This window comes from Amycolatopsis sp. CA-230715, from assembly GCF_018736145.1.
In the GTDB taxonomy this organism is placed as follows: domain Bacteria; phylum Actinomycetota; class Actinomycetes; order Mycobacteriales; family Pseudonocardiaceae; genus Amycolatopsis.
On the sequence record NZ_CP059997.1, the window covers coordinates 6,529,284 to 6,556,124 of the forward strand.

Below are 26,841 nucleotides of genomic sequence, written 5' to 3' on the forward strand. Positions count from 1 at the left end.
CCTCGCTGGCCGAGGCGGCCCGCGACGTGCTCGCGCTGGCCCTGCACCAGCACCACGAGCGGGAGCCGGGCTCGTCCAGGTCCGGTGGTGTGGCCGAGGTCCGGAAGCTCGCCGTGCGGATCGGCAGGGGACTCGACTCGTCGGCTTGGGCGAAGCTCGTGGGCGAGGCGCGGAAGTACCTGATGGACAACGGGCACAGGTTCGACGCGAGCCGTCGCGAAGAGCTGACCCGGCAGGCGAACGGGCTGATCGCCGGCCGATCGGGCACGGAGCCGGTCGCCCCCGATGAACGGCAGGCCGTCTCGGTCTACCTCCTCGCGGCGGAAAAGGGCGAGCAGGAGATCGGGGAAGCGCGGGAGCTGGTTGCCAGGCTCGAAAACCCGGCCAGCGCGGCGGAAGAACAGCGCGGAGCCACACCGGAAGACGTCCGCATGGACGATTCGGAGACCGAGTCCGAATCGGACGATGCCGTCGAGGTGGAGGATCTCGTCGAGGCGATCTTCGAGGATCTGGACTCCTACCGGGAAAACCCGCGATTGGCGGCGCTGGCGGCGCGGGTTTCGGAGAAGCACGAGCGGCGGTTGGCGTCGTGGCCGTCGAGCGACGATCCCGCCGCGCTGGCTGACGAGTTCAGGCGAATCTGGAACGACGCGGAGCTCCGGAGCCTGCGGCAGGAGCTCCAGGAGAGGGTCGATCAGGGGCGCAGGCCACCGCGGGTTCCGTCGGTCGCGGAGTATCGGGAACTTTCCGGGCTGCAAGCCGAGTTCGCGGCGGTGCGGGATTTCGGCCAGCTGATGCGGTTGCAGGGGATCGACACCGGTACCCAGCGCGCGGTGCACGATCTGCTGCGGGAGTACACGGAAAATCCGCTGACGTCCGACGATGAGCGGAAGCTCTTCGAGGATTTGGCGAATGTGGTGACGCTGCGGCATTCCTACGACGATTGGAGCGGTGGCCCGTCGGCGGAGGCGTCCGCGTCGCTGTACCGGTTCGCCGATGATCTGGACCGGTTGCCCAACACGGTGGACATGACCGCGGAGGCGGCGCTGGCCAAGGCGCTGGAGAAGCGGTGGGAGAAACCGTTCTCCGAAGCGAAGCGCGTGCTGAAGGACGCGCCCGATCACGAGGACGTGCGCGAGCACGCCAAGGCCGTTTTCGCCGATCCGGGCGCGTCCGGGATGAGAAGGTCGATGTTCGACGCGCACGCGGTGGGAATGCACGCGTGGGCCACGGCGCACCTCGGCAGGGCCGGTTCGGCGGTGGAGTTCCAGAAGATGTGGAACGACCCCGCGCTCGCCGAGATGCGTGCCGTGCTAAACGCCGACCCGGTGCCGGACGGCGTCCTCTCCGAGTTCTACGCCACCTCGCCCGCCTGGATCTCCGCGCTCCGCACCGTGGAATCGGTGCCCGCGCTGCCCTACGCCGATTCGAACCTCCTCGAAGGTGCTGAGGTGCTACTCGACCTCGGCACGAAGCCCATGCTGGAAGGCGACTTGGCCAAGCGAGCCACGGTCCTGTACGACCAGGCGGTGGACGCGATCGCGCGCGTCGAGCTGTTCGACCGTGAGTTCGGCAGCCCGTCCCAGCACGAGGGAAGCGCGAGGCAGACCGCGGCGGCGCTCCGCGACGACTTCCAGCACGCGCTGAGCCAGACCGAGCCGCACGAGATCGAAGCCGCGCTCGACGAGTTCGAGTCGAAGCACCTGGTCAAGCTGCTTTCCGGGGCCCTGCTCGTCCAGCAGACGGTTTCCGTGCCGAACCTGCTGGCTTCCGCGATCTCCCACGCCTACGAGGGTGGGCACGGCGACGACAGCACCGTGAAGGGCCTGCTGACCGATTTCGCGGCGCTGGCCGAGGCGTGGCAGAACGACGGGATGGACGAGAACCTCGCCTGGGGCCGGGTGAAGAACCTGATCGAGGACTTCGACGCGGTGCGGAAGGATCCGCGGGCGGCCAGGGCCCAGATGCTGCTCGAACGCGACCTGAGCGACAACCGCGAAGTGGCCGCGCCACCGGGCGGCCCCGCAAAGCGGTGGACGATCGACGAAACCGCGATCCGGGCTCAGCGGTCGATCGACGAGGACCGGCTGAGGGAGATATGGGAGCGGGCGTGGCATTGGGAGCTCGCCGAGCGGCGGGCGGCGTTCGTGTACGGGAGTTCCGTCTTCGGCAACGGCATCGGCCTCGGACTGGCGCGCCTCGGCGACGGCATCGTGCCCGATCTGGTCCTCGCGCACGGTGTCGTCATCTACGACTGGATCAACCACCTGCACAGGCACGACACCGATGCGCTGGGGGAGGACGCCAGGAACGAGTTCGCCGATGATTGGGACAGATGGGAAGACCTGCGGAACGTCGCACCCGTCCGCACCGGGGCGAACGATTTCGACATCCACCGTTCCCTTGCCGTCCCGATTTTGACGACTCGGCTGAGGACCGAGTACTTCAGTTCCAGGTTCGCCAGCGACGAACTACGACAGAAGGCCGGTCAGTGGCGCGACGACGCGCGGGCGATGCTCGATCTTCCGGATCCCGAGCGGGCGGGCAGGGACCCGCGCGCGGAAATGACCGACCTGGTCCGCTTCCAGGTCCGGAACACCAGGGGGATGGGCGATGTCTGGACGGAGGAAGTCGGGTTCTCCGCCGAGGCCGAAGCGCGGTTCGAGCGCGAAAACGCGGCCCGGAAGTTCGACGAGGCAGAAGCGGAGCTCGAGGGTGGCGCGCGGGACAGGGCCGACGAGCTGCGCGAGTACCTGACCGACCTCGTCGCCTACGAGGCGTCCAAGGTGCGCAGGGCGCCGGGTCACGGTCGCGGCCCGTATCAGGGGAAGCAGCCGTCCCTCGGCTTTGACCGCTTCTGGAAAGTCCAGTACCGCGATGCGAACCTCCGGCACGTCGACGGTATCGGCGTGGTCCGCGAGGACGGCGATCAAGCGGCCTGGCTGGCCGACGAACTGCGCGAGCAGTACCGGGAACTGCTCGCCGGTTACGCGTTCGACACCTTGGACGACCCGCAACTGCGGGCGTTCTACGATCGCTACGAGACCGTTCCCGATCGGTACGCGGCGGCCGCCAGGATCGATCTGGAGACCCCGGAGCTTCCGGCGCGCGCCGCGGATCGCGCCAAGGAACTGCGCGAACTCATGACCGGTCTCGTCGCCTACGTCGAAGCGCGACGGCCGAAGTGGTCGGCCGCGCTGATCGACGCACTCAGGTACCACGAGAAGAACGCCGACCTGGAGCCAGGTGACGCGCCGCGGCCGCTGGAAGACCACGAACGGCACGAGGACGGCGCGGATCCGGTCGGGCCGCTCGCCGAGCTGCTGCGCCGCCGCTTCCACCGGCTCGGTGACGACATGGCGTTCTTGAGCCGCTCCGGCGACCTCGCCGAGCTGTACCAGCAGCTCGGGCCCGTGTTCGGGGTCGCGAAGACCGGGCCGGTCACGTTCACCGGGGCGAAGCAGGGCATGGCCAGGATGGAAGCGGAGGCGCGAGCGGAGGTCCGGCGCTGGCAGGCGACCCCGCTGCTGCCGGATGCGGAGAAGACGGGTCTCAGCCGGGCCGAAGCCGCCGAGCTCAAGAACTTCGCGCAAGTGGTCGGGCAGCGGCGGTGGGAAGGGCGCGGCATCCTCCTTCTGCAGCAACGGCGGGCGAGCGATCGCGCGCGGCTCGTGGGCATGTTCGACGGCATCGAGCGGTGGCAACGCCGGGCCCAACTGCGCCTGCGCGCACGTCAGTGGCTCGACCAGACCCTGCGCAAGGTCGATGATTCGGCCGACCGGATGGCGGGACTGCTCGCACCTCATGTCGCAGACGACGGAATGCGAACCGTGGACGACATTCGTGTTGACCTGAGAAACCAGATATTCGAAGATATCGATGAATTGCGCTCGAATCGTCACGAGCTGTCGGAGTGGAAGCGCAGGGGACACGCCATACTCGGGACGGAACCCCTCGTGGACGGCCCGCACGGCGCGGGCGCGGACATGCTCGCGACGGTGGTCGGAAAATGGGCCGCCGACGTCGAGAGCGCCGACTACTCCGTTGCCCCCAGGTTGACGGGGACGCCGCGCTTCGATGAGGTGTCGGAGGCGATGCCGGAGATCGATCCCCGCGGGCACGATGCCGTCGACATGCTCGCCGGGATCTTCGCGATCCTCAAGTACGAGGTCACGCCTATGGACGGTACGTTCGGCACACTTCTCGAGGAGATCAACAGCGAGAAGATCCCCCTGCACGAGCTTCCCACGGGTCTCCGGTACCGCGGCCGGATGATGGCGCGCTGGGATCCGGATCACCTGATCGCCGATCTCGCTTGGGCCGTCGAGAAGACGCGAAACCTCGACGAGTCGGCTCGAGAGGCCTTCAGGGAAGAGGGCCGGAACGTGCTGAGCCGGGCGGGGGTGCGGTCGGTGCCGCCGAAGGCCGCCGAGATCTTCGGGTTCTGGCAGGTGAACTACCCGCGGCGGACGACGATTCCGGAGCTGGAGAAGGACCTGGCGACTGCCTTCGGCTTGCTCCGGCGTCCTTTCTCGCTTCCGGCGGGGACGGCGCACGAGGTGGCCGTCGAGAGGGCGAGGGATTCCGGGATGGAACTACCTCCCCTGTTCAGCGATTACCACGATCTCGGGCTTGATTCGAGAAGGAACAGGGACGACAACGAAAGCGCTCCTTCGGACTTCGAGCCGGGCGAATCGGGTGACGAATCTTCGGAGGCATCATCACCCGATTCGGACGCGGATACGGAACTCGAAGATCTGGCAGGGGCGTCGGAGCCGGACGCGGCGGAGTCCGATGTGGACATGTCGGAGGCGGGCAACGCCGCCGAACCGGAGTCGCCCGGGGTTTCGGAGCCGGACCACGGTGCCGGGGCCGCGGGGAACCCGAACCCCGTGGAAGCGGTGGACTCCGATGTGGAGATGGCCGATCGGGATGCTGATTCCGAGTCGGAAGGCTCCGTTCCGGACGAGGAAGAGCGGATGCTGCGCGACTTGCCGACGCGCGCGCGAACGGCCTACCGGGACTTGCTCAACCGCGCGCCGTCTCTTCGCTTCGCACTGCAGATGACCGCGAACGCCGCGCTCGGCGGGCGGTACTACGAATGGACCGCGGAGATGAGGGCGCGACAGCAGTATCTCTCCACGATCGTCGCCGAGTTGGCGGCCGACGGGGGGCGGGCTGGCGCGGGCATCATGACCGTCGGACCCAGGTGGCACCTCTCCTCGGGGCTGAGGCGTCTGCTGACCGAGAGGTTCAACTCGGACGGGGTGCAGCGGGTGCGCTTCGATGTCCCCTGGTCGATCGCCACCCATCGAACGAACAAGGCAATTGACGCGGCTTTGAATCGGTTCGGCCGAAAATGGGGCCCTCTGCTTTCGAAAGGTCTGCGGTACTTGGGTCGAGGTACGCCTGAGGTACGCAACTCGGAGCAGCGGGCGAAGGCTCTGCTGGGCAGCATCAAATTCGGAAAAGGCGTTCCGGTAGCGGTACAGGTGTACACGTGGCGCGAGATAACCGGTTACGTCGCGCAGCGAATTTCGTTCAACGACGGACTGAATTCCTTCGTTGAGCGAGTCGTCGGCACGATCGGCACTGCCGCCTGGGACTTCGACGCGATCCAGGCCCAGTACGGCGAGCAGATTCGTGAATCCCATGAGTGGTCAGCGGAGCACGCCGATCTACTTCAAGAGCTGCACGTCGGGGGGCGTGCGGCATTGCGGACCAGCATACGCGACCGGTTCGCGAGCGAGAACCCCGATCAGCCGGATGGGGTGGCTTGGACGTATGCGGACACCGTGCTGGCTCAAATCGAACCGCGGCAGATGCACACCCTCTTGACCGTATTCGCTCGGCGGCGTGGTTTCGGCCCGGAGCTGCGGGCCACGGTGGACCGGATGGTGCTCGACTACGTGAGGATGTCCGGCGTCGGGCTCGACCAACTGCGCCAGCAGTTCGACGATGCCGTGCTCAGGCACCGTGAGCTGCGCGTGCGGCTGCTTCAAGTCGAGCGGGATCAGGGCCGTGACGTCGCGATGGGCTATCGCCGCGATGCGGAGAACTCCCTGTGGGACCGGCGGCCGCGGTGGGTACCGGGGGTCGGTCCGAACTGGACGCTGCACGAGAAGATTCTCGACGATCTCGTCACGCTTTTCGCCGGAGGGCTCGCCCGAGGTGACGAGCGGCATCACTTGCGGGTCTCGATGCGAGAGGTGTTCGCGGCCGCGGAAGAAGTGTTGAACTGGACCGAGTTCGGGCAGATGCCGGAACATCGTGAGCACTCCGCCACCACGAGCCGTAACAGAGCGGTGGCGAACACCCGGCCGGTGGAAGATATCGACCTCTACTTTGAAGATTTCCGTTCCCAGTGGTCATACGCCGTGCAAGAAGGCAGGCGCAACCTCAACAGGATCCCGGTGCGGGAACGCGACAGCATTTACGTGGAAGCCAGGAGGGCGCTCGGTATACCCGACGACACCGAAAGCGTGGCAACCAGGAGAAGGGGTGCCGTACCGCTGGACACGGTCAGGACCTTCCGGTACGACGACGAGGCGGGACAACTGGTCCAACTGCCGGAGGGCGAGCCATGGCGGGAGGGGGACTTTCGCTGGCAGTCGGGGTTGAGCAGCCAGCAGCTCGCTCAACTGCGCAACGAGATTCCCTACGTGGTGGTTCCGCAGATCATCGAGCTCCGCGCGATCTTGGATATCGCGGAAGCGCGAGAAGCGCACCGAACCCAGATTCGTGTTCTCCACAACGGAAGTGTCAGTTCGCGGCCGGTGGTGTCCGAGCGGGAGCGGCGGGAGCTCCTGGAGGACTGGAAGAAGTCACTGGCAGTGGACAGGGTTTGGCTCGAGAAGGACGAGAAGGCGCTGTCGGAACAGGAGAGGGACCTGGCCGCTCAGGTCGCCGCTGTGCGCAGGCGACGAGCGGGGGCCGATCGCGAACGCCGTCGCCTGGACCGGCTCCACCGCGACGTCGAGTTGATTCGCCAGAACATTCGGCGAAATACCTTGTCGATGAGTCAGGACGAGTTCGCGCGGCACGAACGCGAATACGCCAATGCTCGTGCTGCGAACGAGGTCGAGCTGAGGCTAGTTCGAAACGAGGAATCCGCCGCGAACGAAACTCGCGGCGAAATTGATCTCAAGCGCTCTGTGCTGGACCAGGAGAGGCGGTGGATCGCCTACGAAGAGGCAACGGCGGATCGTGGACTTCCTTCGATCGGCGATGGGCCCCGATGGGACGATTTCAAGAATCATCTCAGGAAGAGGAAGAATCGAATCGACAGCGAGGAAAGAGCGAAAAACAATGCCTACGACAACTTGGCGGACAATCGCTCGTCGCTGTTGTACTCCGATGATGAAGTGGGTGAAAACACCGCCCCGGCACTGAGCGATCTGCTCAACTTCGGCGACTACTGGTGGCGTTCACTGAACGCGGATCCGGAGCTGCGCGGCATACTTCCTGCTCCGGGGTATGAGGTTGGGTGGCGGGATGGGGGGTTGCCGGTGGTGGAGGGGGGTGGTCTGCCGGGGTATTCGGTGGAGGTTCCGGTGGGGCATGAGGTGGTGTCGGGGGTGGTGTCGGATGTGGAGATGGTGTTGCGGTTGTTGTATCGGGGTCGGGTGGGGTTGTTCGTGGCGGCGGCGGAGTCGTTGGCGGGGTTGTCGGGTGCGGAGGTGGGGCGGTTGCGGGGGCATGCGGTGCGGTTGTTGCATTTTGGTGCGGTGGGTGATGAGCGGGCGGGGGTGGTGGGGGCGTGGGAGCGGTTGCGGGTGGGGATGATCGATTTGGTGGCGGATTTGTTTAGGGGTGGGGAGGTGGATGCGGTGGCGGATGCGGTGGCGCGGGGGTTGTCGGGTGAGGAGGTGGCGGTTGCGGGGGTGGTGGGTGGTGAGCGGGTGGTGGCGCCGGTGGTGGCGGGGATGTGGGCGGATTTGGTGTCGGAGGGTTTTTGGGCGCCGATCGGGAACGAGTTGGATTATTTCGCGGGGCGGATGCGGTCGGTGCCGCCGCCGGTGGCGGGGGAGCATCGGGTGCGGATGGTGCGGTGGCTCAAGCCGGTGGCGGGGTTGTCGGGCCCGGAGTTGGAGCGGTTGCGGCCGGTGTATCACGCGGTGTTGGAGGCGTTGGGGTATCTGTCGCATCAGGACCAGCGCACGGGGAGTGAGCGGGCGTGGTGGTTCGCGGCCACCTTGCCCTATGGGCACGCGGCCCGGTTCGGGCAGCTCGCCGAAGTCACGTGGCCCGAAGGGGACCTGGCGCACGGAGTGCTCGACGACCTGTTCGACAACGCGATCACCCACGTCCGAGCCGGCACGACGAGGTGGGCGGACGGTGACCTGACCACGCGCACGGGACTGGCGCAGCGCGGAGAACTCGCTACCCGGGTCATGGCCCGCATGGATCCGGTGCGGCGGGACCAACTGGGATTGTCGGTCGACGTGGTCCTGTTGCGGGAGCGCGATCCGATCCCGGACTGGGATCCGCGGGCGGAGGCGCTGCGGGATGTCCGGGCGGTGCTGATCACCGAGCTGGACGAATACTTGTCGGAGACCAACGGGGTTTCCGGTGATGTGGTGATGGTGGGCGATCCGGTGGATCGGCTGGCGGTGGATCTGCTGGACCGGTTCGTACCGCTGGATCAGGGCGGTGAGCATCGGATGCGCGGTGAGCTGGGTCCGCTGACGATGATCAACCGTCAGAACTACCTGAACGACGTGCCCGGCGCCCGGGTGAACTGCGGGCCCGCCACCGTCGCGGGATTCCACTTGCTGGGCGGGGAAACCCGGGAGGTGCCGTTGCGCGGCCCGTATCCGGCGATCTACCTCGAACACGAACTCGCGGGCCGGTTCGAGCGCGACGTGCCGCTGGAAAACGTCATCACCCGGACCTTCGAGCAGGACCCGGCCGTCGCCCCGCACGGGGTCTTCCTGACCATGGGGGAAAACGATCAGTGGGCGCACCCGCTCACCGTCTACCGGAACATCGGCGGCAGGCGTGTCATGTTCCTCGACATGGAGTCGGGGGACCACGCGTTCAGCGCGGACGTGGAGCCGGATGGCGCGATCCGCTACTTCGGCGGCCGCGACGGCACCACCGGCCGGGACAACCCGATCTCCCGGCCCCCGGTGCCCCCGAAGACTTGGTTCATGCCCACCCGAGCGATCGGGAAGCCGCCGCCCGTGGATCCGCCGAGCCGCGCGGAAAGCGCGGTCTACGGAATCGACATCGCGGGCCCGTCAGCGAGCACCGCGGCACCGGCGGAGCCCGGTGACACCGATGCGGTCGCACGGGGTGCGGAGGCGGTGTCGAGGTGGTCCGAGCGGTTCACCGCGGCGGAAAGCCAGGCGGATCCGGACGGTCCGGCCGCGCGGACGGCGAAGGCGATGGCGGGCGAACTCCCGTCCGCCGCCCCCGGCGCACCCACCGGCGCCCGGCAGCGGCTGCACGACGGCCTGACCACGATGCTGACCGCCCTCATCACCACCGGTACGCATCCGCGCCAAGCGTGGAACGACTCGGACATCGTGCGACTCCGCGCCGACGCCGAATCCCTTCGGGGGCCTGTCACGACCGAACCGCACTACACCGGTGCACAACACCGCGTCGTGAACGCCTTGCTCCAGCACACGGCAGAGCGGAACGGGTCGGTGCGGAGCGGCGCGGTGGTGGATTCGGTGGGGATCGAGTCCGGTCCGGTGGGGTTGCCGGTGGATGAGTGGGTGGGGCGGTTTGGTGATGTGGGGCGGTTGATGGCGGATGGTGGGGTTCGGTATCGGGCGGTGGCCGGTGCGGTGGCGGAGTTGCGGCGTCGGGGTGCGGCTCGCGGGGATGGGGTGGTGAAGAGGTTCTTGCGGGATGTGGGGGCGTTGCGGGTGGAGTTCGCGGGGTCGGTGGATCCGGTGTCGGTGCGGCGGTCGGATGGCACGGTGCTCGATGGTGCGGGGCAGGTGGTGGCGGCGTCGGAGGCGTTGGATTCGGTGTATCGGCGGGATGTGCGGGAGTTGGAGGCGGGTGAGCGTGCTGGGGCGCGGGAGGCGTGGCGGCGGTTCGATCGTGCGGTGCGGGAGGTGGAGCCGCTGGTGCGGGAGACCAACCTCGAACAGGTCGTGCCCGAGGCCGTGGCACGCCTGGTCGCGCACGAGTACCTGACCTCGCGCTGGTCCACCGAACGCCTGCGGCAGCACGCCGCCGACCTCGGAGCCGTCTTCGGCACCGCCGACCCCACCTGGACCCTCGACCACCGCGAAAACACCCCCGGACTCCGCGGCGGAGCCACCCAACCCATGGACACCACCGACACCGAAGAAAGCGAGTCCGAAGCAGACGAGTCCGATGTGGACGAATTTGTCGAGGTGATCTTCGAGGACCTGGATTCCTATCAGGACGACCCGCGACTCGCGCAGTGGGCGCACCGGGTGTCGGCGGAGCATGAGCGCCGGTTGGCGTCGTGGCCTTCGGGCGACGATCCCACGATGATGGCCGACGAGTTCAGGAGGATCTGGGACGACGCCGACCTCCGGAGCCTTCGGCGGGTGCTCCAGCAGAGGATCGATCAGCGGCGCAGGCCTGCCAGGGTTCCTTCGGTCGCCGAGTACCGCAGTCTGGCCGAGGCGCAGGCCGAGCTGATGCTCGTGCAGGATCCCGAGGGATTGCTGCGGTTGACGGGTATGGGCGACGACGTCCCTGGCAAGGCTCGTGCTGTTCTGCGTGAGTACACGGAAAATCCGCTGGCGTCGGAGGAGGAGCAGAAGCTCTTCGAGGACCTGGTGAGTGTGGTGACGCTCCGGCACGGATACGACGACTGGAGCGATGGTCCGTCGGACGAGGCGGATGCGCTGCTGCAGAGGTTCGCCGGTGATCTGGACCGGTTGCGCGACAAGGTGGACATGACCGCGGAGGCGGCGCTGGCGAAGGTGTTGGAGAAGCGGTGGGAGGGGGCGTTCTCCGAGGCGAAGCGCGTGTTGAAGAACGTGCCCGATCACGACGAGGTGCGCAAGCACGCCAAGGTTGTTTTCGGTGATCTGGGCACGTCCGGGCTGACCAGGTCGGTGTTCGACGCGCACGCGGTGAAGCTGCACGACTGGGCTACGACCCAGTTGGGCAGGGCCGGCTCGGCGGTGGAGTTCCGGAAGAGGTGGAACGATCCCGCGCTCGTCGAGATGCGCGCCGTGCTGAACCTGAACCCGGGGCGGGAGAGCGTGCTCACCGAGTTCTACTCCACCTCCCCGGTCTGGATCTCCACCCTGCGCACCGTGGAACGGTCACCCGCGCAGGTGCGCCAAGGCAAGAACGCTCTCCTCCGCGCCGAGAGCACGCTCGACCTCGGTGCGAAGCCGGAGTTGACAGGTGCTTTGGCCAGGCGTGCCACGATCCTGTACGACCAGGCGGTGGACGCGGTCGCCCGAGCCCGGCAGCTCGACTGGGAGTTCGGCAGGTCGGCTCACGACGAGGGGAGCGCGAACCAGACGGCCGAAGAGCTTCGCAGGGACTTCCAGCACGCGCTGAGCCTGACCGAGCCGCGCGAGATCGAGGCCGCGCTCGACGAGTTCGAGTCGAGGCACCTGGTGAGGCTGCTTTCCGGGTCGTTGCTCGTCCAGCAGGCGGATTCCGCGTCGGATCTGCTGGCCGCCACGATGTCCCGCGCGTACCGCGGTGGACACGGCGACGACAACGCGGTGAAGGTCCAGCTCGCTGACTTCGCGGCGGTGGCGACGGCGTGGCAGAACGACGGGCTCGCCGAGAGCCTCGCCTGGAGCCGGGTGGACACGCTGATCGAGGACTTCACCGCGGTGCTGGACGACCCGCAGGCGGCGAGCGTCCAGATGCTCCTCGAACGCGAACTGGTCGAGAACCGCGAGGTACCCGCGGCACCGGGCGGTCCAGCCGGCCGGTGGACGGCGGACGAAGCAGCGATCGCGGCCGAGCGCACGAACCAGGAAGCGCGGTTGAACGCGCTCTGGGAGAAGGCATGGCGCGGCTCTCTTCTCGTCCGGCGTCAAGAGCTCTTTCTCGGCCGCAGAATGTTCGGGGACACCATCGGCGTGGGAACGGCGCGACTCGGCGACGACATCGTGCGCGATTTGATTCTCGCCCACGGGACCACCACCTACGAATGGATCGATTACTACAACCGTCGTTACGACGGCAACCCTTTCCGAAGTGAGATATCTGCCCATTTCGCCAGGGACTGGGATTCCTGGGCGAGTCTCCGAAGGGTCGCGCCGATCCGCGAGAAATCGAACGCGACCGATATCGCGAACTCGATGGCCGTTCCGATCATGCCGAGCCGTCTGGCCGGTCAGTACGAAAACGCCTTGAAGGATCTCGAGGACCTGAACGAACGGGATCAACGGTGGCTTGACGACGCGAAGGAAATGCTCGACCTCCCGGATCCGGACCGGGCGGGCCGGGATCCGCGCGCGGAGATGGTCGAGTTGGTGCGGCACCAGGTCCGCAACACCAGCGGGCTGGGTGACGTCTCGACCGGCGAAATCGGCTTCTCCGCCGAGGCGGAGGCCGTGTTCGAGCGGGAAAGGGCGGCTCGGGAGTTCGACGAGGCCGAGGCGAACCTCAGCGGTGACGCACGGCAGCGAGCCGACGACCTGCGCGAAAGCATGGTCCAACTCGTGGCGTACGAAGCGTCCCGGGTGCGCGACAACCCCGGGTTCGGGCGCGGTGCGCACGGCGGGACGGGCTTGTCCCTCAGGTACGACCGGTTCTGGAAAGCCTGGTACGAAGATCCGCGCGCCGGTCTTGGCCCCGAGGACGGCGACCAAGCAGCTTGGCTGGCCGACGAGTTGCGCGAGCAGTACCACCAGTTGCTCCTCGGCCGCGCGTTCGACACCGAGGACGACCCCCGGTTGCAGGCGGTCTACGACCGGTACGGCACCACTCCCGACTTCGAAGCGGCAGCCGGGCTGCTCGACGTGACGACAGCGGAGCTGTCCGCCGGAGAGATGAGCCGAGCGGCGGAACTGCGCGATCTCATGATCAAGCTCATCGCCTACGTCGATGCGCGAAGGCCGAGATGGGGGACGGCTTTGATCGATGCCCTCAGGTACCACGAGAAGAACGTCGACGCCGACGAAGAGCAGCCCCTGGCGGACCACGAAAAGCATCCGAGCGGCGCGGATCCGGTCGCGCCCCTCGCGGAGTCGTTGCGCGGACACTTCCAGAGGCTGAGCGAGGACGGCGCGTTCTCGAGCGGCATCGGTCCGCTCGGCGAGCTGTACAAGCGGTTCGGGTTCCTCTTCGGGATCGCCAGCAACGAATGGTCCACTTTCCACGCCGCGGAATCGTGGTTGTCGGATCTGGACGACTACCAGCAGAAGGAGCTCCGGTTCGCACCGATGCGCGAGCTCGTGCCCGCCGAGCACATCAAGAACCTCAGTGCCGCGGAACTGGATCAGCTGCGGACCTTCGCGCGAGTCGTCCGGAAGCGACGGGAGGACGTCGCGGAAGTGAGCAAGATGTACGGGCGACGGGCGGACGACCGGCTCCGGCTGGCGACGGCGTTCAGGAACGTGGACAGGTGGCAGTACCGGCTGCAGATGCGGTCACGTGCTCGCGATTTCCTCGACAGGGACGTGCTGCGCAAGGTCGACGACTCCGCCGGCCGGATCGCCGGCCTCCTGGCGCCGTACGTCGAAAGCGGAGGAATGAAGAGCGACGGAGACGTACGGGCGGATCTGCGGGCCCGTGTCTTCGTGGACATCGAAGAAGCGCGTTCGAGCGGTCGTGACGACCGGGATTCCTGGCTGGACCGGGGGCACGACGTGCTCGGGACGCGGGACCTGATGGACGGGCCGCGCGCGGAAGCGGCGGCCATGCTCGCGCTGGTGGTCGGAAAATGGGCGGAGGAGGGCGAGAGCGGTTTGGACTCGGACGTCCCCCGGCTGACCGGCGCGCCCTCGCGCGGTGAGGTCGTCGGCGCGGTGCAGGACATCGACCCGCGCGGACACGAGGCAGCCGACGTGCTGGCCGGTATCTACGCCATCCTCGATCGGGAGGCCCGGCACGGCGCCGTAGGCCTCGAAGGGCTCTACCGGGAAGTCGACTCCGAGAGGGTCACCTTGAACTCGGCGCCGCCCCTGGGGATCAGGCACGGCAGCCGGATGGCCCGGCGCTGGGATGCCGGGGTGTTCGTTTCCGACCTCAGGACGGCGGTCGAAAAGGTGGCGGAGCTGACCGCGGCCGATCGGCGGTTCCTGCGGCGGAAGGGCGCGGCGCTACTGGAAGCCGCGGGACTGGCCCCGTCGGACCGCCTGGCGGAAATCTTCGGGTTCTGGCAGACGAGTTATCCGGGCCGCGCGGAGATGATCAAGTTCCGGGACGACCTGAAGGACACCTTCTGGTTGTTCAGCCATCCGTTCTCCTTGCCATGGGCCACCGCGCACGAGGTCGCCATCGAACACGGGCGGTCCGACGGAGCGCTGATGCCGCGGTTGGTCAGTGATCTACGGGACCTCGGATTCGATTCCGCGCGGAACAGGGAGGACAACGAGGCCATCGGCTTCGTCGAGGATTCCGACGTCGATGCCAGTGGCGAGTCGGTGTCCACCGAGGTGCAGGACGCCGGGCCGGGTGGTTGGGGGGATGTGCCGACGCCGGGTGGTGCGGTGGATGCGGATTCCGATGTGGACATGACCGAGGTCGACGCGGCTGGGGAGGTGGAGTCGCCCGAGGAGCAGGACGCCGGGCCGGGTGCTTGGGGGGATGTGCCGACGCCGGGTGGTGCGGTGGATCCGGGTTCCGATGTGGACATGACGGAGGAAGACGCGGCAGGGGATGCGGATTCCGATGTGGACATGACCGAGGCCGATTCCTCGGATTCCTCCGAGGAATCGGAGAGTGCCGAGATGTTCCGTCGGCTGGACGAGCAGGCGCGGACCGCGGAACGGCAACTGGCCCAGCTCGAACCGGACCGCGGCCTCAACCTGCAGTTGACGGTGATCTCGGCGCTCGGTGGACGCGTTCGCGAGCTGACACCGGCGATGAAGTCCCGCTACCGGGCGGGGTACACGCTGATCGCCGCGTTGTCCGACAGGTGGTCGGACGGAAACTTCTCGCGCAAGTGGAACGAGACCTCGGGCCTCAGGCGTGCGCTCGAGCGGTCGTTCAACGCGGACGGGCGGCGGAAAGTGCGCTTCGCCGTGCCGTGGGAGATCGCGTCCCGGCGAACCGGTGGCGCGGCGAACGCCGCGCGACGTCGTTTCATCGGCAACTGGGCGGTGTCCTTCGCGCAGGGCAGTCGGTACGTCGAGCAGGACACGCCGGAGGTGCGTCAAAACGTCGAGACCGCGAAGCGGCTGCTGGGCGGCGATCGGCCCTTGCCCGGCCCCGGCATTTCCGAGGCAGAAGGGGAGTTCCTGTGGGAGCGGATGGCGAATTTCGTCGCGTCCGAAATCTCGTCGACCATCGACTTGACGTCGTTCGGCCGAGAGGTGGCGGAAAAGTTCGGTACCACCGCGTGGGACTTCGACGCGATACAGGCGCGGTACGGCGCTGAGCTGCTCGAAGCGTGGGCGTGGAAGCTGGGTGCGGGCGATGCCGCCGTCCAGGAAGCACAGGGGAAAGCGATCGAGGAACTGCGGCGAATACTGCGCGCGCGTTTCGCCACGGAGAATCCCGGGCTCTCAGACGTCGACGAGGCGCTGTACGTCGAAGAGGAGCTCGCCAGGATGGGCCAGGAGGAACGGGACGAGCTTCCCCTCCTGCTCGCGCGGAAGATGAGCATCGAATCCGAGTTGAGGGCCTCGGTCAACCGGATGCTGCTCGATTTCACACGACTGCGCGGAACCGGGCTCGAAGAACTCGTCCGGCAGTTCGACACGGCCGCGCGCACGCACACGGACCTGCGCGAGTACCTGTCCCGGGTGGAACGGGAGCAGGGGCGCGACGCGGCACAGGCCTACCGCCACGACGCGGAGAACTCGCTGTGGGACCGGCGGCCGGAGTGGGTGCTGGGGACCGGTCCGAGCTGGAAACTGCACAACAGGGTCCTGGATGACCTCGTGACGTTCTACGCCGGAGGCCTCGCCCGCGGCGATGACCGCGACGTACTGCTGGAGTCACTGGCCGACGTGCGCGGGGCCGCGCAGGAGCTGGTGTACTGGACCAGGTTCGGGCAGGCGCCACAACTCCGTGACCTCAATTTCACGGCGTTCGACATGATGGAACGAAACCATACGGTCGCGAACAGCGGGGCGGCGGAACATCTCGAAACACGGCTCCAGGATTTCCGTGCGTACTGGGCGGCCGATGTGCAAAGAGGGCGGGATATGCTCGACAGCCTGCCCGACGACCAACGTGCCGGGATCTACGACGAAGCACGCCTGCTGTTCCCCGTGGAAGAGGACACGACCAGGAGGTTCTGGTACGACACCAGGCAGCGGCAGCTTGTCCAGTTGAGAGAGGACGATCCCTGGCGGCAGGGTGAGTTCCGCTGGCAGGTCGGGTTGGGTAGCGAGCAGCTCAAGGAACTGCGCGACGAACTCGCGCACACGATCATTTCCGAAACCGTGAAACTGGCGCCGTTCTTCGGGGTCGCCGCCATGAAGGAAGCCGAGGAAGCATACGATTTCCAGCGTGGCCTGCGCGATGAGGAGAACGGGCCGCCGCGGACGTGGACCGAAGAGGAACAGCACGAGCGCGCCGCGGAGTGGAAGAAGTCGTTGAGCGTGGACTGGGCTTGGCTCAGAAAGGGCAAGAGGCGCCTGCCCGGGAAAGAGCGGAGTTTCGTCGTGCTTCGCGACGACCTGAACCGGCAGCTCGCTGACGCGCGTGAAGAGCACCGTGCGCTGAACGATTCCGAGTTCACGCTGAACGCCATGCAACAGATGGCGGACACGGAAGTCCTGTCCGGAGATGTACTGGACAAAATGGCTTTGGACTGGGCGGACCACGCTGCCCGGCGTGCCGCGAACGACGCTCTCTTGAAGGAGATCCCCGAAAAGATCGCCGCCGCACAGGCGGAGCTCGACGCGGAACGGACGCGTTTGGCGCAGGAAGAGGAGTGGCTCGCGTTCGAGGATTCTTCGGAACGTGAGTTACCCGCACGCGGTGTTCGGGAGAGGGTGAACCGGCTCGAAGCGCATCTCGCGCGGCGGAAGGTCGCGATCGAGGCGGAGCAGGAATCGCGGCGCCCGCTCCTTTCGGACATCGACCGCATACGCAACATGGTCATCCATCGTGGTTCGGAGGAGGCCCTCAATTTCTCGCCCGTGCTCGATGACCTGGTGAACCCCCGCGAGCGCTGGTGGTGGGAGGAGTTCTACGAGGTCGACGCGGCGAGCGGTGCGTTCCCGCCCGCTCATCTCGGCGTGGTTTCCGCGCCGGGGTATGAGGTTGATTTGGTGAGTGGGGGGTTGCCGGTGGTGGAGGGGGGTGGTCTGCCGGGGTATTCGGTGGAGGTGCCGGTGGGGCATGAGGTGGTGTCGGGGGTGGTGTCGGATGTGGAGATGGTGTTGCGGTTGTTGTATCGGGGTCGGGTGGGGTTGTTCGTGGCGGCGGCGGAGTCGTTGGCGGGGTTGTCGGGTGCGGAGGCGGGGCGGTTGCGGGGGCATGCGGTGCGGTTGTTGCATTTTGGTGCGGTGGGTGATGAGCGGGCGGGGGTGGTGGGGGCGTGGGAGCGGTTGCGGGTGGGGATGATCGATTTGGTGGCGGATTTGTTTAGGGGTGGGGAGGTGGATGCGGTGGCGGATGCGGTGGCGCGGGGGTTGTCGGGTGAGGAGGTGGCGGTTGCGGGGGTGGTGGGTGGTGAGCGGGTGGTGGCGCCGGTGGTGGCGGGGATGTGGGCGGATTTGGTGTCGGAGGGTTTTTGGGCGCCGATCGGGAACGAGTTGGATTATTTCGCGGGGCGGATGCGGTCGGTGCCGCCGCCGGTGGCGGGGGAGCATCGGGTGCGGATGGTGCGGTGGCTCAAGCCGGTGGCGGGGTTGTCGGGCCCGGAGTTGGAGCGGTTGCGGCCGGTGTATCACGCGGTGTTGGAGGCGTTGGGGTATCTGTCGCATCAGGACCAGCGCACGGGGAGTGAGCGGGCGTGGTGGTTCGCGGCCACCTTGCCCTATGGGCAGGCGGGCAGGTTCGGCCAGCTCGCCGAAGTCACGTGGCCCGAAGGGGACCTGGCGCACGGAGTGCTCGACGACCTCTTCGACAACGCGATCAGCCAAGCCGAAGCCGGTACCACGGCACAGAACGGCGACCTGTCGACACGGACCGGACTGGCGCAGCGCGGAGGACTGGCGCGTCAGGTGCTCGATGATCTGGATCCGGTGCGGCGGGACCAACTCGGGATGTCGGTCGACTTGATTCTGTTGCGGGAGCGCGATCCGATCCCGGACTGGGATCCGCGGGCGACTGCGCTGGCGGATGTCCGGGCGGTGCTGATCACCGAGCTGGACGAATACTTGTCGGAGACCAACGGGGTTTCCGGTGATGTGGTGATGGTGGGCGATCCGCTGGATCGGCTCGCGGTGGATCTGCTGGACCGGTTCGTACCGCTGGGCCAGGGCGGTGAGCATCGGATGCGCGGTGAGCTGGGTCCGCTGACGATGATCAACCGTCAGAACTACCTGAACGACGTGCCCGGTGCCCGGGTGAACTGCGGGCCCGCCACCGTCGCGGGTTTTTACCTGCTGGGCGGGGAAACCCGGGAGGTGCCGTTGCGGGGGCCGTATCCGGCGATCTACCTCGAACACGAGCTGGCGGGCCGGTTCGAGCGCGACGTGCCGCTGGAAGACGTCATCACCCGGACCTTCGATCAGGACCCGGCCGTCGCCCCGCACGGGGTCTTCCTGACCATGGGGGAAAACGATCAGTGGGCGCACCCGCTCACCGTCTACCGGAACATCGGCGGCAGGCGTGTCATGTTCCTCGACATGGAGTCGGGGGACCACGCGTTCAGCGCCGAAGCCGAGCCGGATGGCGCGATCCGCTACTTCAGCGGCCGCGACGGTGCTACCGGCCGGGACCACCCGACCTCCCGGCCCCCGGTGCCCCCGCGGACCTGGTTCATGCCCACCCGAGCCATCGGGCAACCAGAACCCGAGAACCGGCCGAGCCAGGCGGAAAGCGCGGTCTACGGAATCGACATCGCGGGCCCGTCAGCGAGCACCGCGGCACCGGCGGAGCCCGGTGACACCGACCCCGCCGCGCGGACGGCGAAGGCGATGGCGGGCGAACTTCCGCCCGCCGCCCCCGGCGCACCCGCTCAGGATCGTCAGCGGCTGCACGACGAGCTGATCGCCAAGCTCACCACCTTGATCACCACCGGAACCCACCCGCGCCAGGCCTGGAACGACCCCGAGGTCGAAAACCTGCGCACCGAAGCCGAATCCCTCCGGGGAGAGGGTGCCGGAGCTCCGCACTACACCGGTTCGCAGGGCCGCGTGATGACCGCGTTGCTCCAGCACGTGACGGAACGGAACGGGTCGGTGCGGAGCGGCGTGTCCGGCGCGGTGGTGGATTCGGTGGGGATCGAGTCCGGTCCGGTGGGGTTGCCGGTGGATGAGTGGGTGGGGCGGTTTGGTGATGTGGGGCGGTTGATGGCTGATGGTGGGGTTCGGTATCGGGCGGTGGCCGGTGCGGTGGCGGAGTTGCGGCGCAGGGGTGCGGCTCGCGGGGATGGGGTGGTGAAGAGGATTTTGCGGGATGTGGGGGCGTTGCGGGTGGAGTTCGCGGGGTCGGTGGATCGGCCGTCGGCGAGGCGGTCGGATGGCACGGTGCTCGATGGTGCGGGGCAGGTGGTGGCGGCGTCGGAGGCGTTGGATTCGCTGTATCGGCGGGATCCGCGCACGTTGGAGGCGGGTGAGCGTGCTGGGGCGCGGGAGGCGCGGCAGCGGTTCGATCGCGCGGTGCGGGAGGTGGAGCCGCTGGTGCGGGAGACCAACCTCGAACAGGTCGTGCCCGAGGCCGTGACACGCCTGGTCGCGCACGAATACCTGACCTCGCGCTGGTCCACCGAACGCCTGCGGCAGCACGCCGCCGACCTCGGAGCCGTCTTCGGCACCGCCGACCCCGCCTGGACCCTCGACCACCGCGAAAACACCCCCGGACTCCGCGGCGGAGCCACCCAACCCATGGACACCACCGACACCGAAGAAAGCGAGTCCGACGGGAGCGACTCCGAGGGGGAGGACGCCGCCCCGGTGTCGTACGTCGTGGGCGATTCGTCGTCCGACGAGCACGAGTCGGTGTTCGACCGCCTGGCCAGGGAAGGCGATCCCTGGACCACGGCCCACGTCCGCACCGGGCCGGACGTCGCCCACGCGGAGGCGACGCTCGACTCGTTGTCCGAAAAGGACAGAGCGACCGCGCGGAACCTGGTCGCCGTGCTGTTCGAGAACGCGCCCGAGCTGGACGAATCCGTGGCCGTGGTGCACGCGGCACGGCTGCACCGGTGGGTGGCCGAATCGGGCGACCTGGCGGAGTTCCGGCGGATCTGGAGTGATCCGGACCTCGTCGCGATGCGCGAAGAAGCCGAGGAAAACCGTGCTGACCGCGCACCCGCCACCGATTCGGCGATCGCGGCGTACCGGGACATCTCGCTCTTCCGCAAGCACTTGCGCAAAGAGCCGGACGCTGTTTCGGTAGCACCCGCGACGAGGACGTGGTTCGACGAGACGAAACAGATCCTGGCGCTGCCCACGTCCGATTCCGATCGCGTCGACCGGATCCGGGAGGTCGAGCACGAGTTCCTCGAGACCGCGATCGCGATGGCGGAAAAACCGGACGCCGAAGCCAGGCTGGCGCGCCTTCGGGAGCAGTACTCGGACTGGTTGGGCGTCATCGACGACCCGGCGGCCGAACAGGCGAAGTACCAGGCGTTCGCGAGCAAGATCGCGACAACCAAGATCGAGTTCGACGCCTTGGTCGCGGACATGGAGCGCGAGCGGCGGGAGATCCGCGACAAGTTCGCTGTCGAGCCACGTAGTGAGCAGGAGAAGCTTCTCTTGCGGGACCTGGTCGACGTCGTGATCCTCACCAAGCCAGCCGACAATGCCGTCGACGACCTCGTCGATGACATCCGGACCCAGTTCCTGAAGCTGCGAAAGAACGTCGACCTGTCGACGGGTGTCGCCATGGAGCGCGCGTTGCGCGCCCAACTCGCCCCGCATGTGGTCGAGGCGAGGAAGTTCCTGAACGGACTCGCCGAGCACGAGCGCGCGCTCGCGGATCGGATGATCGGCACCGACCTCCCGAGCAAGCACTGGTCGCTCGCAGTTTCCGGCGCTCGCCTGGTCCACGCCGCCCGCCTGTACGAATGGCAGTCCAGCCCGGCCGCTTCGGCGGAGGCACTGCGCGCGATCCTCGCGAACCCGATCACCCGGAACGTGCGGACCATGCTCGACGAGAGGGTGCCGCCGCACGAAGAAGATTCCCGCACGGAGACGGTCGAACGGTCGCCGAGCTGGCTCGCCCCCCTGCGTGACGTGCTGGACAAGCTGCCTGCGACGGAATCCGCCGAGGCGAAGTGGCGGATCGCGAAGGCGAACGACCTGTTGCCGGTCGCACACCTCAGAGGGCCGCTTCTCGGCGGCCTGGCACGACGGCTGTTCCGCGCGCGCTCGACCCTGGTGAGCATGCTCGCGGACAAAATGCGCGAACTGCCCAGGACAGCGGATTCTTCGAGCTTTCGCGACGTGGCCACTGAATTCGCCAAGGACCTGAGCCTCGACCAGTTGGCCACCGTGGACGGCACCCGTGCCTGGCTCGACGTCTTCGAGTCGAATGCCGCGTTCTACGACGACTGGATGCACCTGGGTCTGTACCAGACGGAGATATCCGCCGAGACGCGCGCCAAGGCCAAGGAACTGATCGGTGTCCCGTTCCTCTCCCCCGTGCGGGAGCGTCTCCTCGATCCGATGGTCGACGTCGCGGCTTTCTGGCTGCACGAAGGGACTCCGGAGGACGAGGTCGTCGGCCGCATCGCGGTGTTGAACGCCGAAGCCGACGCGGTGGGCAGCCTTCGCAACGCGCCGATCGCGGTGCGGATGAGCGAGATCGCGCGGGTGGCCGGAACCGATCCTCGCACGGTGCCGCCGAGCGATCGGTCCGGTGTGGTGGTCGATACCGCCAAGATCGAGGACCTGCGCGCGCAGTGGCGCACGGAGCTCGATTCTCTGTGGACGCAGATAGGGCTGAACTGGCACGGCCCGTTCGAGGGGCAACGCGAGAACTTGATCCACTTGTACGGTGAGAGGTTCTTCGGCGAAATGACCGTCCCGAAGGGGCCGGCGCGAGAGTTCCTCGACGACCTGTTCGCCGCGCATTTGTACCACGATGAATGGCACAATCCCTTCCTGGTGGCCCTGCGCGCCGGAGCGGAGGAGATCTTCGGTCCGCAGTTGCCACCGCGTGCCGATGTGGACGAAGTGATCCGGCTTTTCTGGAAGGTTCCCCGCTGGAGGTATCAGCTCGAGCGAACCGGGGCCGGTGTGGAGCACCGGATGCGGGAGACGGCTGAGCTACTCGGCCTTCCGGCGCTCTCCGGGCTGGAAGGGGCGCCGTTGAGCAGGGAACTGCGCCTGCGGGAAAACTATGTCAAGCTGGTGGCGTACGGTCTGCTGCACGACGGGCAGCCGCCGAGGCCAGTGGCCCCCCAGGAATCTCCGGCGTTCGGAACGGTGCGCTACGACGTTCCCCTGTTCGAGGATTTCTTGGACAACGGGGCGCCTGCGGAGCAATACGAGCAGATTACGCGGACTCTCGAAAACCGTTATGGGTACCAGGAAGCGGTGAACTGGTACGAACGAGGATTCGGAAACGAGGAATCTCTCCGCTCGGACGGCCTCGAAGCGCTCGGCCTGCCGCTGGACCAGGACCGTTCGCCGACCGAACTGCTCGCCATTCAGGAGGCCGCGGAAGCCGTCGGTTATCTGCGGAGAGCCGCCGAGGGATTTCGGCAGGACGCCGAAAGGCGAGCGACCGCACTGAGGGAAGCCCTGCTCGGCACGGCACCGGACTGGCTGCCCGAACAGCTGGCCCTGCATCTGGGTCGCCCGGGGCCATCGGGTCCCGAGCTGCGTGATGCCGTCGAGAACGTGGCGAGGGCCGATGACGAGCGGTTCGAGGCGTGGCGAAGCCTTGGCGCGCAACGGCTTTCCAGACCGGGCGAGCCGTGGGACCACGAGGACGGGTCGGCCGCCGAGGACTGGTTCGCGGCGGTGCTCGGCAGCCAGCTTCCGGTGCACGATCGGCTGCCGTCGGATCTCCCCGCGCTGGACACCACACGTGAGCTGGTCCGTTCGCTAAACGGGTGGAGCTGGTCGTATTCGCTGTCCGTGGTCCTGAGCCCGGCCGCCGCCCGGGACCTCGAGGAAAGCAACAACGCCGTCGTGCGGGCGACTGCCGACGATCTCGATCGCTGGCGGAACACCGGTGAGACCCTGCTCGGCGGGATGAGGCACGGTGTGTACGCACGGGCCGCCGAAGTGCTCGGGCACCGGGCACTGCACTACCCGTTCGAGTCCTACACCGACCGGTTCATCACCGACCTGCGCGCTGAGTTCGATGCTCTGCGTCGCCGCTTCACGCTGGGCACCGAAATCGGCCAGCAGCTCCAGAACGCGGCGTCGGCAGCCGCGCACGCCTACCTGACCGAACACCGCAGGCGGGTCGAGCAGGAGTTCCGCAGTCGAGCGGGGAACGTCAGTCCCGCGCTCGTCACCGTCGTCGACGAGGGGGCCGGTGGGGAGCTTGCTCCGCCTCTCACCCCGGAGTTGACCGCGGACGACAGCGAGAGCGAATCCGAGGATGGGTCGGATGACGAATCCGAGGGTGAGTCCGAGGGTGAGGTGTCGCTGGGCAGCGCCCGTGACGGCGATGAGTCGGAGAGCGAGTTGTCCGAGGACGGCGAATCGTCGGAGGACGACGAGGGCCTGGTGGCCCCGGACGGCTTCACCGGCACGCTGGACTACCTCACCGAACTGGCGGAGCTCGCGCAGTCGCAATTGGACAGCCTGACGGTTCGCGAGCGGGTGAACAAGATCATGCGTGCCACGAACTGGATCGGGCCGCTGCGTCAAGACGAATTCGGTGCGCCGGGCGAACGGGAACGCGCACTGAGGTACGCGCAGCTTCGGGACATTTTGGCCGGTGCGGCCGGTGACTCGATCACGCAGGCCCAAGCCTTCTGGGTGAACGAGGCCGATTTCCGGAAATCGTTGCAGGAATGGTTCAACGAGGACGGCGTGGACCGTGTCCGGCTCACCGGGAGCTGGACCGAGGTCTCGACGACCGCGAGTGCTCATCGAGCGTTCGGCTGGATCATGGCGGAACACCAGGCGGAGTTCGAGCGGAGTGCGGAGCACCTTCGAACGCTCGCGGAGCGCGGCGGGAGCGTGAATGCCGCGGAAGTGGAACGCCATCTCGGTAAGCGGCCGGCCCCCGACGCCCGATACGGGCCGTTGGCCGTCGACCAGGAAAACGTGTGGCGCTTGATGGAGGGCGTGGTCGACGAAGCGATCGCGGACCCCGAACGGCCCGCTCGTGAGCTCGCCACGGACCCGCTGCGGTCGTTCGACGCGCGGACGGTGGCCGGGGCCGAGCAGCGGCTGGCGGCCGTGGCCGAGGCCGAGGGCGAAGCGGTGGCCGAAAACCTGCGTGCCAGGGCGGCGGAGTTGATCGGCTCACGCCGGGCGCCTCGCGACCCCGGGTACCAGGACGCCGTCGCGGTGATCGCCGCCGAGCTGGATCCGCGCCGGCCGGAAATCCTGGCAGGCGCGCTGCGGGTCGATTTCGAATTCCTGCGAGGGGCCCACAACTCGGAGGGGATGTACGCCTTTTACCGGAGAAGGTTCGGCGGCAGGCTGAACAGCGACCAGGACGCGCTCGATCAGGTCGTTTCGAGTCGCCCCACCGGTCAGGCCATAGTGGACGGTTTGCGCGCGCAGGCCGAGTTGCTCCTGCCCGGCCCCCTTCGCGAACGACCGGGGTGGTCGTCCTTGCCGCACGAGGATATCCGTGCCGGTCTGATCACGAGCATCGCGGCCGGGCTCCACCGCAGTCGCCACACCGACGCTCTGGCGTTGGCGGGGGAAGAGGTCTGGGGCGACCCCGAGCTGAACGCCATGTTCAGGATGGCCCAGACGATGCGCGAGTTCACCAGGTACGGGCAGGTGCCGGTCGCCGATGGTGAACGGTACGACGTCAATTGGCACAGCGGACCCGGGAGGCGTCGCGAACAAGCCGGTTTCGCCGCCGCGGCGATCGACTTCGCGGCTCGCGTTTCCGATTTCCGGAGTTGGTTCGCGGACGACGCGCGGTCAGGACGCCGGGCTTTGGACGCGGCCCCCGAGGACCGCAGGGAACAGATCCGCGCCGACGCCGTGACCCTCATCGTCGACAGTTATTCCCGGCAGTCGGCGGTGTCGCCGGTCGGTGTCGGGATGAGCCCGGCCACCGAAGCCGAACTGGTCGATCTCATGGCCATGTCCATCGTCCGGATGGTGGCAGAGGTGGATGCCCTCGATTCGACGCCCGTCCAGGATCGCGCGGACGATCACGATGCCGAACGTGCTGTCCACGAAGGAAACATCAGGGCACGGATCGACGAAATGTTCAATGGAGTCGAGGACGCGTTGTATGTCGGTTTCAACGAGCTGCTGAGGCATTTGCCGTCCTGGTGGGAACGACGGCTGTGGAGCATGGGGCCCTATCCGGGACCCGATTACGCCGAGAGCGACATCCCGGACTACCGGCCGCGGCTCTTGCCCTCGGCACCGGACGCCGCGCAGGCGATCACCGAGAACGACTCGGACGAGGTGGTACTGCGGAAGCTGCGGGATCGGTATGCCGATGCGGCCCTGCAAGCGTCGTCGGTGCTTTCCGAGTACCCCGAAGAGACAGTGCGGCTGTGGCGTGACGGGGCCGAGGAATGGCTCGGCATCCCCGATCTGCTGGTCCCGGCGCACCTGGCCGAGGAAGCCGGGTGGGTGTACGGGAACCTGCTCGACATCGCCAGCGAAGCGGGCCTGACGGCAGCGCTGGCCGACGGTGAGGACGCCGGTCGGCGGGCGCTCCAGGACGCGGCCGCCGCGATCCTGCTGGACATCCTCCTTGTCCGCGAACAGTGGGTGAACTGGGACACCGGCCGCCCCTGGGCTCAGGTGCTGCATTCGCACGCCTCGGCGCTGCTGGATCTGCCCCCCGAGGACGCGACGTACTGGCGGCACCAGGTGCTGCCGGAACTGGTGTGGCTGGCTTCCGGCAGGCAACGTGCCGATCAGCTCGCGATGCGGGCCGCGATCCGGCACCAGGTGCTCGACGCCTTGGCCCATGTCGCCTACCAGGACCGCGGCTTGGCGAATCCGTTCGCCCGCGTCCAGCAGGTCTTCGGCTCGCTGGTGCCGGGCAGGATCCTCCCGCACGTGAACATCACCGGATCCGTTGTGGACGGTGATCCCGCGCAACGCGCGGTGGACGAGCAGTTCGCCAACGCGGCGTGGGACGTCTCCGATTCCGATGGCGCGGTACTGGACCCGGAAGGCGTCGAGGCGCTGGAGGTCACCGCTGCCGCCGCGGGTAAGGCTCTCCGCGCGTACGGCACCGAGCACTACCGGAAGGTCCATGACCGCGCGGCCCGGATCGTGGACGCCAAGTTCAAGCCGGGCGTAGTGGACGAGGAGCTCCGGGCGAAGGTCGCGAACCTGGTCGCGATCGAATTGGTGCGCACGGCCGGGTGGGAGGGGCTGTCGGTCTTCGCCGAGGAACTCGATGACAGCCAGGCACGCGGCCTTGCTCGGCTGTGGGCGGAGCGTTTGGGCGCTGCCGATGCTTGATCCGGAACGCCACGGGTACCGTTGCCCGAGCGCCCAGATTTGGCTGTCGGTAGAG

At 67.5% G+C, this 26,841-nt stretch carries 1 protein-coding gene (cut by a window edge); it reads left to right on the top strand.

Annotation, left to right across the window (positions count from 1 at the left end):
• Positions 1 to 26,786 carry the 3' portion of a WXG100-like domain-containing protein gene (locus HUW46_RS31225; protein ID WP_215542351.1) on the top strand. 15,643 nt of this gene lie to the left of the window's left edge, so the window shows 26,786 of its 42,429 coding nt (coding positions 15,644–42,429); the start codon falls outside the window, past its left edge; the stop codon is at positions 26,784 to 26,786.
• The last annotated feature ends 55 nt before the right edge of the window (positions 26,787 to 26,841 follow it).